Origin of the sequence: Sphingobacterium sp. lm-10 (genome assembly GCF_023554555.1) — a bacterium.
In the GTDB taxonomy this organism is placed as follows: domain Bacteria; phylum Bacteroidota; class Bacteroidia; order Sphingobacteriales; family Sphingobacteriaceae; genus Sphingobacterium.
The window spans coordinates 594,944-608,736 of the sequence record NZ_JAMJWC010000002.1 but is presented as its reverse complement, the minus strand read 5'-3'; the positions used below and the strand labels follow the sequence as shown (position 1 = coordinate 608,736).

The 13,793-nt window shown below is 43.1% G+C and carries 9 protein-coding genes and 1 riboswitch; of the genes, 6 read left to right on the top strand and 3 right to left on the bottom strand.

Annotation, left to right across the window (positions count from 1 at the left end; all coding sequences use genetic code 11):
- Positions 1 to 72: 72 nt before the first annotated feature.
- The 5 genes from pyk (at position 73) to M8998_RS12585 (ending at position 7,157) form a co-directional block, all read left to right on the top strand.
- Positions 73 to 1,506 carry a pyruvate kinase gene (pyk, locus tag M8998_RS12605; protein WP_249993417.1) on the top strand — a complete coding sequence of 478 codons (1,434 nt, stop codon included), beginning with the start codon at positions 73 to 75 and terminating at the stop codon, positions 1,504 to 1,506.
- A gap of 169 nt (positions 1,507 to 1,675) precedes the next feature.
- Complete coding sequence (locus M8998_RS12600) at positions 1,676 to 3,553, top strand: sensor histidine kinase (RefSeq protein ID WP_249993414.1); 1,878 nt, start codon at positions 1,676 to 1,678, stop codon at positions 3,551 to 3,553.
- Between the two features lie 26 nt (positions 3,554 to 3,579).
- Positions 3,580 to 4,269: a response regulator transcription factor gene (locus tag M8998_RS12595; protein ID WP_249993412.1), complete on the top strand. Its 690-nt coding sequence runs from the start codon at positions 3,580 to 3,582 to the stop codon at positions 4,267 to 4,269.
- A 66-nt stretch (positions 4,270 to 4,335) separates the two neighbouring features.
- A riboswitch (SAM riboswitch) is annotated at positions 4,336 to 4,452 on the top strand.
- A gap of 72 nt (positions 4,453 to 4,524) precedes the next feature.
- Positions 4,525 to 6,837: a 5-methyltetrahydropteroyltriglutamate--homocysteine S-methyltransferase gene (gene metE, locus M8998_RS12590; RefSeq protein WP_249993410.1), complete on the top strand. Its 2,313-nt coding sequence runs from the start codon at positions 4,525 to 4,527 to the stop codon at positions 6,835 to 6,837.
- Between the two features lie 161 nt (positions 6,838 to 6,998).
- Entirely contained in the window at positions 6,999 to 7,157 is a 159-nt protein-coding gene (locus tag M8998_RS12585) for a hypothetical protein (protein ID WP_249993408.1), read from the top strand.
- Positions 7,158 to 7,251: 94 nt separating this feature from the next.
- Here the strand turns inward: M8998_RS12585 and M8998_RS12580 are convergent, their stop codons facing one another.
- On the bottom strand, positions 7,252 to 9,978 hold the full coding sequence (locus tag M8998_RS12580; RefSeq protein ID WP_249993407.1) for a cation-transporting P-type ATPase: 2,727 nt from the start codon (positions 9,976 to 9,978) through the stop codon (positions 7,252 to 7,254).
- A 184-nt stretch (positions 9,979 to 10,162) separates the two neighbouring features.
- On the opposite strand from M8998_RS12580, the gene mtgA reads away from it, so the two are divergent.
- Positions 10,163 to 10,891 (top strand): monofunctional biosynthetic peptidoglycan transglycosylase, encoded by a 729-nt coding sequence (gene mtgA / locus M8998_RS12575; RefSeq protein WP_249993405.1) that lies wholly within the window; start codon positions 10,163 to 10,165, stop codon positions 10,889 to 10,891.
- Positions 10,892 to 10,959: 68 nt separating this feature from the next.
- Here mtgA and M8998_RS12570 read toward each other — a convergent pair whose 3' ends face one another.
- The gene (locus tag M8998_RS12570; protein WP_249993403.1) at positions 10,960 to 12,288 is read right to left on the bottom strand and encodes a DUF5125 domain-containing protein; all 1,329 of its coding nucleotides are present in this window, start codon (positions 12,286 to 12,288) and stop codon (positions 10,960 to 10,962) included.
- Positions 12,289 to 12,296: 8 nt separating this feature from the next.
- Positions 12,297 to 13,781, bottom strand: coding sequence for an endo-1,6-beta-glucanase (locus M8998_RS12565; protein ID WP_249993401.1), 1,485 nt, complete (start codon positions 13,779 to 13,781; stop codon positions 12,297 to 12,299).
- Positions 13,782 to 13,793: the final 12 nt, after the last annotated feature.

Below are 13,793 nucleotides of genomic sequence, written 5' to 3'. Positions count from 1 at the left end.
CAGAAAGGCATTTCCCTAATTACCACCACTATATTACAAGAATTGATTTAAAGAAACATAAATATAAAGTAAATGGAAAAGCTCAAAAAGCGGACCAAGATTGTTGCGACAATCGGCCCCGCTTCAGCCAATAAAGAAGTTTTGACTCGTTTGATTGCTAAGGGTGTCGATGTATGCCGTCTTAACTTTTCTCACGGTGCTCAAGAAGATCACCTGAAAGTAATCAAAACGATTAATGAGATAAATCAGGAAAATCCATACAATGTTGGCATCCTTGCGGATTTACAAGGTCCAAAAATCCGGATCGGAAAAATGAAAGAAGGTGGTGCTATCTTGGTGAATGGCAGCCGTGTAGAAATTACAACGCACGAGAAAATCGGCGACGAGAGCAGCATCTATATCACCTACCAAAATTTCCCTAACGATGTGAAGGAAAACGAGGTTATCTTGCTAGATGATGGTAAACTTCAACTTCGTGTCATCTCTACCAACCGTAAAGATACTGTTACCTGTACTGTAGTACATGGAGGCATATTGACTTCTCGTAAAGGCGTAAACCTTCCTAACACAAAAGTTTCTATTCCATCGCTTACCGAAGAAGATCTAGATAACTTGGATTTTGCTTTGGATCACGGTGCAGACTGGATCGCGATGTCGTTTGTCCGTTCGGCAGAAGATATCGTGCAGTGTAAAGAAATCATTGCTAAAAAAGGCTCTCAGGCAAAAATCATCGCTAAAATCGAGAAACCAGAGGCGATCGAGAATATCGATGCTATCATTGCAGAAACGGATGCGATTATGGTAGCACGTGGTGACTTGGGGGTTGAGCTTCCAATGGAGGAAGTACCCGGATTGCAAAAAATCATTGTACAAAAATGTCGCGACCTTTCTAAGCCAGTGATCATCGCTACCCAAATGTTGGAAACAATGACTACTACTCCACGTCCTACGCGTGCCGAGGTAAATGACGTGGCTAATTCTGTGTTGGATGGTGCAGATGCTGTGATGCTTAGTGGAGAAACTTCTGTGGGTGAATTTCCAGAGATCGTTATCGAGACCATGGCGAAAATCATTACACACGTAGAATCCACTTCTTACCCCTATTACAGCGAGAAAGAAAATGGCGAATCAGTAAACATCACCAAGGTAGCCGATGCGATCTGTAGTAGTTCTGTTTTCTTGGCTGAGAAGACAAATGCTTCTGCTATTGTAGCTATGACATCATCCGGATATACTGCACTAGAAATCGCAAGTTACCGCCCGAATGCAGATATTTATGTGTTTACTGGTAATAAAAAACTATTGACTATGCTAAGCTTGGTATGGGGTGTGCAGACATTTATCTACGATAAATTCGAAAGTACAGACGGTACCATTCAAGATGTAAATGAATTATTGAAGATGCACAAATTGGTGAACCCAGGCCAAATAGTGATTAACACAGCTTCTACACCATTGCACGCTAAAGGTAGAACGAATACGATTCGTGTTTCTGAAGTGCAGTAATCTGACACTTTAGCGTTTTAAAACCCTATATTTAGACAGTCACCAAGGTTCTCCTTGGTGACTGTCTTGGTTTAATGCCCATCGAGAAGCAGACAACCTATAGGGCAAAGGGCTGTTAAATTGTGTTAAAGTCCCTGTAGACCGCATTTGCCTAATTATTTTTGCACATATGAAGAAGAGAAGTATTACCTTAATTATCTGGTTTATGTCTATCGCGCTACTCGGTGTGATGGCCATGCAGTACTACTTCATTCGCCAATCCTATATTCAGAAATCTCAAATCTTTGACGAGAGCGTAAACGCCTCGCTATCAGTAGTGGCCAACAAAATAGAGCGCCATGAGGTATATGAATTCACTAGAAAACAAGCAAAATTAAATCAGGTAAAATTTGCTAAAGATCAAAAGCTTCAGCGGGAAAAAGAAGTTATTCTGGCAGAACAAATTGCCTTGCAAGATGAGATCAATAAGCTTAGGGTGAAAAACTTCGATGCGCGAGATCGCTATAGAAACGAAGAAGAAGACCTAAAAAGAAATTTTCCAAATGCGGCCTACGTCAGTAACGCATTCTTCGAAACGTATGTACGAAGGAAGGATTATCACCAACTGATTACTTTTTCTATTGAGAAAAGCTACGATATTCAAGACCCTACTTTACCCACTATATCTACGGTGGTAGGCGCCAGTAAACGTGTTTCCGAAATTTCTGCTCGAGATGACAGCACACGCTTCATCATTCCTATTGTGAATGATGCTACACTCCAAGTGCACTCATTTGCCTGGGCTACCTTGCCTCCTACCGAGGATAAATCTACTCTAATACGCTTACAAGAAGTAGAACAAGAACTGAAAAACCTGAATTTCAGAAAACTCTCTGTAGCCACTAACCTCTATGATACCGTAGCCATCTTAGGGGGTAAAGACAGTAAAGTTATCGAAGATATTACAGCGAGCATCGCTATGTCGAAGCGCCCGTTGAAAGAAAGGATTAATGCAGACTTGGCTATGAGTTATTTGGAGGAAGAATTACACATTCGCGGGATCGTGTCTCCTTTTTTGATGCAGATCAGACCCAACCCTAGTGCTGCGCTTATCATTCAGGCTGGTTCGCATTTAGAAGACCCGGTACGTTTGACAGATGCTATGGAATACAGCACTGCTTTGTTCCAAGGCGATCAAGGAAAATCTCCCGGTTTATTGTCTATATACTTCCCATACAAAGAGAGCCATATTGCCGGGAACATGAGTTTTATGGTGATTGCCGTGCTCGCTTTATTGTCGTTACTAGTTGGCTGCTTTGCCTACACACTCACGATCATTTTTAGGCAGAAGAAAATATCGGAGATGAAGACAGACTTCATCAACAACATGACGCACGAGTTCAAAACACCGGTGGCTACGATCATGATTGCGAGCGAATCGCTTCGAGACAAAGAAATTGCCTCCAACGAAAACCGGGTCAATAAGTTGGCTAATATCATCTATGATGAGAATATACGGTTAGGTTCACATATTGAGCGTGTATTGAACATAGCACGCCTTGAGAAAGAAAACCTGAATATCGAGCGTACTAAAGTACCTATTAACGCGCTTATGTCTGACGTGCTGGAAAGCATGCACCTGCAATTGGAGAAAGCTGGCGGAAACTTACAGGTGGACTTATCCGCTACGCACGATGTGGTGATTGGTGATGAGCTGCATCTTTCTAATGTGATGTTCAATTTACTAGACAATGCCATTAAATATAGCAAAGACACTCCGGACATAACCGTTCGTACCTACAGCACCAAAAACAGCATAACCTTATCCGTTGCAGATAAAGGAGTCGGGATGTCGAAGGATCATCAGGAAAAAATATTTGATCAATTTTACCGAATACCAACAGGGAATATTCACAATGTAAAAGGCTTCGGGTTGGGGCTAAGTTATGTCAATAACATCATCAAGATCCTCAATGGCAAGATCTCTGTAAAAAGCGAACGAGATAAAGGCACACAATTTGAGGTGACTTTACCACTCCACAGTACCGATAGCACAAGCAGAGCTTGATTATTAATATACATTAAAACAAATTTATGTCTCAAAAAATACTACTAGCAGAAGACGATCCCAATCTTGGCGATCTCTTGAAAGATTACCTCGAACTCAAGGGTAAATTTGATGTCGTACTGTGCAAGGATGGCATGGAAGCATTGGAAGCATTCCGCAAGGATGAATTTGATCTGTGCATTTTCGATGTTATGATGCCAAAAAAAGACGGCTTCTCTTTGGGGAAAGATGTGCGCAAAGTGGATCAAACAGTGCCAATTATCTTTGCCACAGCCAAAGGAATGATGGAAGACAAAACCCAAGCATTTGAATTGGGTGGTGATGACTATATTACGAAGCCGTTTCGTGTAGAAGAGCTGTTGTTGCGCATCAACGCCCTGCTTAAACGTTCGTCTCGCGATAAAGATGATGAAACACCAGACAAGTTTGAGATTGGTGGTTATTTCTTTGATTATACCAGTCAAGTGATCTCCTATAAGGGGCAGCAGCAGAAGTTATCTACTAAGGAGGCCGAACTGTTGCGTCTGCTTTGTCTCAAGAAGAATGATGTGTTGACGCGCGAAGAAGCGTTGGTGAAGATCTGGCATGACGACAACTATTTCACCGGTAGAAGCATGGATGTATTCCTGAGTAAGCTTCGGAAATATCTTAAAGAAGATCCGAATGTGGAAATCGTAAATGTGCATGGCAAAGGATACAAGCTTTTGGTCAGCTAGCTGATTATTTGCGTCCTCTTTTCTCTAGAAATTTGGATTTTATACTTTTGTTATCTAAGTTTGTGATGCTTATAGAGAAAGGCAGAGGGAATAGACCCGTTGAAGCCTTGGCAACCTGTCACTTGGACAAGGTGCTACATTCTACTCTTACCCTGTACGGGAACAATAAGAGAAAGATAAGCTGAAGTCACTGTTTCTGGTGCCATTCTCTAATAGCAAAGTATTACATCCGAAAAAAATTAGAGAAATAAAACTATGTTAACGACAAACAACTTAGGTTATCCAAGAGTAGGACCATTCCGCGAATTGAAAAAGGCGAATGAAGCTTACTGGGCTAAAAAAATCACCCAAGAGGAACTTCTAAATACAGCAAAAAGCATTCGTGAAGCTAACTGGAAATTACAACAGGAGAATGGCTTTACCTTAATCCCGTCCAATGATTTTTCCTTTTATGATCAAGTATTGGATTTATCCCTTACGATCGGAGCAGTGCCTGCGCGCTATCAATCGCTTTTAAATAAGATTGACGGAGAATACAGTTTAGATCTATATTTTGCGTTAGCAAGAGGTTTCCAGGCAGAAGGTGTTGATGTGACGGCCATGGAAATGACGAAATGGTTCGACACCAACTACCATTACATGGTTCCCGAATTCACCAAAAATCAGGAATTCAAATTAACTTCTGAAAAATTCTTAAAAGAATACAACGAGGCGAAGTCATTAGGCATTGAAACGAAGCCAGTATTAATTGGCCCCATCACCTACCTTTTATTAGGAAAAGAAAAAGAAGAGGGTTTTGATCGTATCGATCTAATCGAGCGTTTATTGCCAGTATACGAAGAGATCGTTTCCAAATTGGCGGCGGCTGGTGCACAATATATCCAAATTGATGAGCCGTACCTGGCGTTGGATATCGACGAAAAAGTAAAAGGTTTGTATAAAATGGTATTTGAGAAATTAAATGCCGCAGCGGGCGACACCAAACTGATCGCAACAACGTATTTTGAAGCGTTAAAAGATAATGAAGATTTGGCGTTGAACCTTCCAGTACACGCCTTACATATCGACTTGGTACGCGGTGAAGATCAATTGGATACCATCTTGGCAAAAGTTCCTGCTTCTCTAACTCTTTCATTAGGTGTGGTAGAAGGCCGTAATATTTGGAAAAATGATTACGAAAAATCATTAGGCAAAATCCAACAAGCAGTAGATACATTAGGGAAAGACCGTGTTTGGATAGCACCAGCGTCTTCTTTATTGCATGTACCATTTGACTTGGACAATGAGAAAAACGAAGAATCTCTTCCTGCCGAGGTTAAAAATTGGCTAGCATTCGCTAAGCAGAAATTAGCAGAAGTAAAAGACCTAGCTGTATTGGCTGACGGGGAGGTAGATGCAGAGACAGAAAAACGTTTCGAAAGCAACAAAGCGGCCGCAGAAAGCCGTCGTACTTCTCCATTGATCCACAAACCAGAGGTAAAAACACGTACCAGCAACATCACAGACGATGATGCAAAACGTACTTCCTTATTTGCAGATCGGAAATCAGCACAACAAGAAAAATTCAATCTTCCTGCTTTCGCAACCACGACAATCGGTTCATTCCCACAAACAAAAGACGTACGTAAATGGCGTGCTGATTTGAAAAAAGGAGCCATTTCTCAGGAAGAATACGATAAAGCTATTGCGGAAGAAACCGAAAACACCATTCGTCTTCAAGAACAATTAGACATCGACGTATTAGTACATGGTGAGTTCGAGCGTAACGACATGGTGGAATATTTCGGTGAGCAATTGGCGGGATATGCTTTCACGCAGTACGGCTGGGTACAATCTTATGGTTCACGCTGTGTGAAACCTCCAGTTATCTATGGTGATGTGTACCGCCCGCAAGATATGACAGTTCGTTGGTCTTCTTATGCACAATCCTTGACAGAGCGTCCGGTAAAAGGTATGTTAACAGGTCCGGTAACGATCTTGCAATGGTCATTCGTTCGTAACGATCAACCGCGCTCTACGACAACCTATCAAATCGCCTTAGCAATCTTAGATGAAGTGCAAGCTTTGGAAAAAGCAGGGATCAAAATTATCCAAATTGATGAGCCTGCTATTCGTGAGGGATTGCCTTTGCGTAAAGCAGATCAAAAAGATTACTTGAACTGGGCGGTACGTGCTTTCCGTGTTTCTTCATCCAACGTGGAAGATGATACACAGATCCACACACACATGTGTTACTCTGAATTCAATAATGTGATTGAAGATATCGCGGCAATGGATGCAGACGTAATTACGATCGAGACTTCCCGTTCTCAGATGAAGTTGTTAAACGCCTTTGCCGGTGATTTCAAATATCCGAATGATATCGGTCCAGGTGTTTATGACATCCATTCGCCTCGTGTGCCTAGCACAGAAGAAATGGTGGAGCTCTTGCGTAAAGCGAAAGCTGTAGTGCCTGCAGCACAATTGTGGGTAAATCCTGACTGTGGATTAAAAACACGTGCTTGGCCAGAAACCAAAGCAGCGTTGGAATCTATGGTAGAAGCTGCAAAGATTTTACGTGCAGAATAACGCACGGCTAATCAAAATATAAATAACCCCGAAACGTTTCCGTTTCGGGGTTATTTATTATACGCTTCTAAAAGTGCTCAATCTAATCGCTCTTCACAAACATTACGACGCGAATGTTGTTCGTATAGGTAAACAAAACTATTATGAAAAGATTTATACCTATGGCGTTACTATTCACGTTAGCCGCCAACCTTTTGACAAGTTGTCAAGTGATTGAAGGAATTTTCAAAGCAGGCGTGTGGGTTGGAGTAATCGCAGTAGTTGCGGTAGTCGCCTTAATTGTTTGGATTATCTCCAAAGTTGCCGGCGGAAAAAAATAACTATCTATTCAGTTAGATAGCCATATTTTAAAGTGTAATGGCCTTACCAATTGAATTGGTAAGGCCATTCTTAATATACAAATAGTTGCCGATATTAAGCTGTCTGCTCCTCTTTCTTGGTTAGCACAAACTTACGCACCACCCACTTCTCTATTTCCACAATCACAAAAACTGCAATACCTAAGTAAACCGGATATTGCCAAAATGATAAGGCAATAGGCTCGGTGTCAAAGATATTATTCATGAACGGCAGATAGGTAATTGCCGCTTGCAGGATAAATAAAATGATCGCAACGATGTAAATGGCTTTATTGGAGAAGAACTTGCTGTCGAACGCGGTACCGTGGATACTTCGACAATTAAACAAGTGAAATAGCTGAGAAATTACAATAGTTTGCATCGTAATCGTACGAATAGTACCGTTGTCTACGCCCTGTGCGGTAAGGTATTGCACGAGAAACAAGGTTCCGCCTCCGATTAACACAGATACGAATATAATACGCCAAATGAAGTAACCGCTTAGTAGGGGTTCTTTTTCTTTTCGCGGTGGCCTTTTCATAGTCCCATCTTCAATCTCTTCAAAGGCTAACGCCAAAGATACTGTCACAGATGTCACCATGTTTACCCACAGAATCTGCAGGGGAGTCAACGGCATAATATAACCAAACAGAATACTTGCCATAATCAACAAGCTTTCCGCCCCATTGGTCGGCAAGATGAAGAGAATGGTTTTTTTCAAGTTGTCATAAATACGCCTTCCCTCTTCTACTGCATCTACGATCGTACGGAAATTATCATCAGCTAATACCATTTCTGAGGCATCTTTGGTCACCTCGGTTCCTTTAATACCCATCGCAATCCCCACGTCTGCTTTCTTCAACGCAGGCGCATCGTTCACACCGTCGCCCGTCATTGCACAGATACGTCCTTCTGCTTGTAAAGCCTCTACCAAGCGCAATTTGTGTTCTGGGCTCGTACGGGCAAAGATATCGTACTCTTTTACCGCTTTACGCATTTCCTCGTCACTCATCTTTTCCAGATCGGCACCACGGCAAGCTTTTTCTCCATCACCAATACCCATTTCTTTGCCAATGGCTTTAGCGGTATCCACATGATCCCCAGTAATCATTTTTACGCGAATGCCTGCATCTGTACAGATTTTGATCGCTTCGATCGCTTCTTCGCGCGGCGGATCAATAATACCCGCTAAGCCAATCATTACTAGGCCATCTTCTAAATCGTCGTGATCGATCTTAGACCCACCCGATGACATCTTTTTGTAACCGGCAGCAATCAGCCTTTTACCCTGCTTGGCCAATTTGGTCACCTGTTCTTCCCAATAATCGGCATCCATATCCACCTCTTCGCCGTCTTTCCCCAGCTGCTTTGTTGCCAATTCAATGAGTCGATCCGGCGCACCTTTTACGTACATTATTTCCTCACCATCCTGTTCGATTAGGGTAGCCATATATTTATAATCTGAGTCGAATGGTATAGTAGATTCCCTTTTTGGTTTCTCTTTATCCAAGCCACTTTTTTTGTATACGGTTACCAAAGCCCCTTCAGTCGGATCACCTTTTATGGCCCAATCTCCATTTTTGTCTTTGTCCAACGAAGCTTCATTACAGATATAAATACAGCGTAATAGCTCTTTCAGGTTAGCATCATCATCAACGTCGACTTCTTTCTCCTCTTGTTGTATTTCACCTTCCTCTGGCGAATAACCTATGCCTGTTACGTCGTATTTTTCTTCGGCTAGCACAATGTCTTTCACAGTCATCTCATTCCGCGTCAAAGTACCGGTTTTGTCGGAACAGATTACCGAAACGGAACCCAAAGTTTCTACCGATGGTAGGTTGCGGATAATCGCATTGCGTTTGGCCAAGTTTTGTACACCAATGGCCAAGATAATAGAAAGGATGGCCGGCAAACCTTCCGGGATGGCTGCTACCGCTAAGCCGATCACCGATAACAGCAGTTCTTCTGTATCATAATCTCGCAAGTAATAGCCATAAGCAAATGTTGCTGCAGCCAATACCAGCGTAGCTAATGCGACTGTCTTCCCGAATTGGCCGGTCTGGCGAAGTAATGGAGTAGTCAATTGTGTCACATCCGACATCATTTGATTGATCTTACCAATCTCCGTATCTTTTCCGATAGCGGTCACTACTCCTTTTCCAGTACCGTTACTTACCGTAGTACTGGTGTATGCCATATTTTTGCGGTCACCGAGATCTACATCCTTCTCCAGTTTTTCTGTATCCTTTTCCGAAGATTCGGATTCACCGGTTAGGGCAGACTCTTCGATCTTGAGGTTATCCGATTCGAATAAGCGCAAGTCGGCAGGAACTTTATCGCCGGCCGATAGCAGCACGACGTCACCAAGCACGACTTCCGTGGCATCGATCTCTTTACGCTTACCATCGCGTAGCACGGTTGCTTTGAGAGATAATATCCCTTTTATACTTTCTAGCGCCTTCTCCGCTTTTCCCTCCTGTACAAAACCGATCGCCGCATTGATAATAGCCACCAGGATGATGACAATCGTATCGGTATAATGCCCTAATATGGTTGTAACAACCGCAGCCGCGAGCAATACATAGATCAGCACATCATGGAAATGCTTTATAAAACGTATAAATGTACTTTCCTTTTTCTTTTGTGGGAGTTCATTGCGTCCATGCTTATCCAGCAGTTCCTTTGCCGTGGCCTTACTAAGGCCATCGGAGGTATTTGTATCGAGAGTAGACACGACGGTATCAACATCCTGAGCATGCCAATGCTCGGTCTTACGCCCTTCTTCCTTGGTAGAATTTGTCATGTAAAATAATAGTATGGTTTGTTTAAAATATTTTGACCACCGATTAAACAAATAAATCCACCCAACTGTTTTAGGATTTTTTTACTAGAAAAATTCTGTTTACCATCATCAAAAAAAGCCGATTAGGAAATATGTCTGCTTTGATCGTAGCTTTGCAAAATTATTTCGGTTCATAAGATATAACATGGCGATCAAGCGAAGCACAAAAAATAGGAAAAAGAAAAAGACAACGAAAAAGCAAAATAAGGTTCTATGGTGGGCTGGTCGGGTCTTACTAGGACTGGTTGCCTTTAGCTTCCTTTGGGTTGTTGCCTTGCGCTTCATCAATCCGCCAATCACCTACCTGATGATAAAACGAGGCTTCGAGTGGCAGTCGCAGGGCAAAGGTTTTAAAATTGATAAAACCTGGTTAGCCTACGACGATATCTCTGACAACTTGAAAAAGGCAGCCCTGGCTGGTGAAGATGCTTTTTTCATGACGCATCATGGCTTTGATACGAAGGCGATCGAGAAAGCATTGCAACGAAACCAATCGGGTGGAGCGCTACGGGGTGGTAGTACCATCAGCCAGCAGGTGGCCAAAAATGTATTTCTGTGGCCCGCAAGATCTTGGTTTCGCAAAGGTTTGGAAACCTATTTCACGGTGTTGATTGAGTTTTTCTGGCCTAAGAAAAGAATTCTGGAGATGTACCTTAATGTGATTGAGATGGGACAAGGCGTGTACGGTGCCGAAGCGGCATCACATTATTATTATGGCAAATCAGGCAGGAGCTTGAGCCGTAAAGAAGCCGCATTGATCATCGCCATATTGCCTAATCCGCGCAAGTGGGATGCTCGAAGACCTTCTGCTTATGTGAATAGACGTGCCAATAGCATAGTTCGATACCTCAACCATTACACGATTCCCGAATAAAAATAGCCTGCTATTGCATGACCTTGAGACCATGCAATAGCAGGCTATATCCTATTTTGGTTTGCGCTTTAGCGCTTCTCCACAGTAAGCATGGCCGCTTGGTTACCGGCACTTAAATCTACCGTTAAAACGTAAGTAGTGCCCGCTTCCAAGGATGCTCCGGTAATAATGCCAAGATTACCAGAATCTCTGCCATTGGTACCATCCCCAATAAAAATAAGATCGCTTTCGGTCGCGATGTGTGACCCACCAAACTCGCCACCCCAACCTTTTTGATGAAAGAACTTGAAGTTGATATTGTTCGCACGCATGGACTCTCCTCCTACCACCGTCACGCGATAGCGTTTATTGCCGATAGGCGCCATACACAAAGCCTTCTCGGTCGTCCAGCCTACTTGATTATCTAGATTCGGTTTTCCTATCCCTTCACCAATAATCCAGATCGCTCCTGTGCCGTCGGCATTCAGCTTCGCTAACTGCCCAGCTTGTACGGCTTCAATGATAAAATACTTACGAACAAAATCCGCGGTAATCCGGTAGTTTCCATTCATCGCATTAAACCGGTATTCGCCATCGACCTCCCGGATAAAATCCGAATCGATCCACCAATCTGCCAGATCGGCAATGCCATCGATCCGTAATACCTGATCTTTTTGTAAAGACAAGTCGGCGGTATACAGCTCCTCACCGGATAGTAGAAGATCCACATCATTAATGCTATAACTTAAGAAAGGACCCGCTTCGTAACTCAACGTATTGAAGGTAATCGGATACACACCATCAGATAAGTAAGAGAAAGATATTAGACTACTATTTCCTTCTGTAATCTTGTCGCCCGTGTATCCAAATCGGACGACGTTCCCGTTCTCTCCAAAAGCAGGCGCTTCGATGTATCCTTTGATCTTCATTGGAAATTCTTTTTCTACCGTGTACTGATAGAGAGCGGTTCGGTTCATCTCATGCCGAGTGCTATCTTCTGCTACAAAAGTAAGATAAGGGTAATCCGGACGCTGCAATGGAACACCCACTTGTTGCTCGCTTTTCGATTGATTAATATTCTGTAAGACCAACCTTATCGTCGCAGATCCATTAGGGATCTGCGCATAATAAGGTGCATAAAGCTTCCCATCGTACCGACCATATTCTTTCGTGCGAATCGTCGTTTCCGAAACCACTTCGTCGCCATAATACAGATAAGCCTTCAAGGTAGATAAGGGAACCCCATTGCCATCACGCACATCGACACTGAATTGTAGACTGTCGGCAAAATAGGCCGTTTCAAAAGTAGTATGTAGGGTCATTTCCGGACTGCCATCCATGGCAGACTGTTCCTTCTTACAGCCCGCTGTAGCCAAAATGGCCAACATGCATCCGATAAAAAAGAGGTGTTTTTTCATACGAGCCATTATTTATTCCAATGATAAGAGACAACCGAATTGGCTGGCACTAGGTGTGTGAAATGCTTGTCGCCATCACTGAATGTGACGGAGGTATCAACCGAATTGCTGTTGGCCAATACAATGGCAAAGCTATTATCCGGATTGCGGAATGCGCTGTGTACAACTCCCTCTGGCATCGTACCTTTTGAACCAATACGTACAGCGCCCGATTTCACCACCGCTGAAAGATGGCCTACGACAAAGTAATGGGAATTCTTACGAATGGTACGATAGTCTGCCGCAATATCCACGGCTCCATAACAGGTAGTACACCCACCTTCTCGTGTAGGGCCACGATCGGCATCCAACATCAGATTCCACACGATCACCCCGCGACTCCAGTTATTGATGGTACCTAAGCCTACTTCGCGCATGTCTGCAATTAGTTGGCTGCTTAGAACATTGCCATTGTTCCAGGTGCCAATAGAAGTCTCCGAGAAAATCAACTCCTTGTCTGGTGCCTTGGCATGGATCTCTAACAACTCGCTACGGTCTCCACCGTAGTTATGATAAGCCGCTCCTGCAATGTATTGAGAGGCTTCTGCATCTTCATAAATACGCACGGGGTAACCTTGCTGATCGGCCATATTATCATAATTGTAGTTATGGTCATAGGCATAGATCTTTGTTTGTAAGCCGGCACCACGCAACTTAGGACCTAAAGCTTGCTTAATAAAATCGCGTTGCTCTTCCCACTTCATCACCATGGACGCGGAGTTCAAGTGATTCAACGGCTCATTTTGTGGCGTGATGGAATGGATATGGATACCTTGCGATTGCATGGCCTGAATCCATTTCACAAAGTAAGTCCCATAATCCTGATAATGGGCTGGATTCAAATGACCTCCTGTCCAGGATGCATAAGGTGCTCGTTCCTGTAGGTTGTTGACTTTCATCCACAAAGGAGCCGTCCATGGCGATCCCATGATTTTAATATCCGGATTAATGGCTAGAATCTCTTTCATCACCGGAATCACATATTCTAATTCTTCTTTTTGCAGGGCAAAGTTTTCGATACCAGGTTTGTCATTGAGTGTGTATTCGCTCAGCGAGAAGTCAGAACAGCCAATCGCAATACGGACATAATTTTGTCCCATCCCTTCGGTAGTAGAAAAGGTTTCCGTTAGAAATCGTGCACGATCTGCCGCAGACATTTTCAACAGATTGTAGGCTGACGATCCGGTAATGGCTGCGCCAAAACCATCCATCGTTTGATAGGTTTGCTGCGGATCTAAAAATACGGTCTTAGTCGACAGATTGTCATTGGCACTGAAATTCAGGTAAGTTTTCTTAAATTCCTGAATACGATAACCGGAGGTCACATACAAAGTAACATCACCGGAGGTAAGCTCCGGTTCCGGCACAGAGGTCGTAAAAGAGCTCTCGGAACCGCAGGAAAGCATCAGCAAAAAGCCTAAGGAAAACTGTAACATCATATTTCTCTTTATCATAGTTGTCATCAT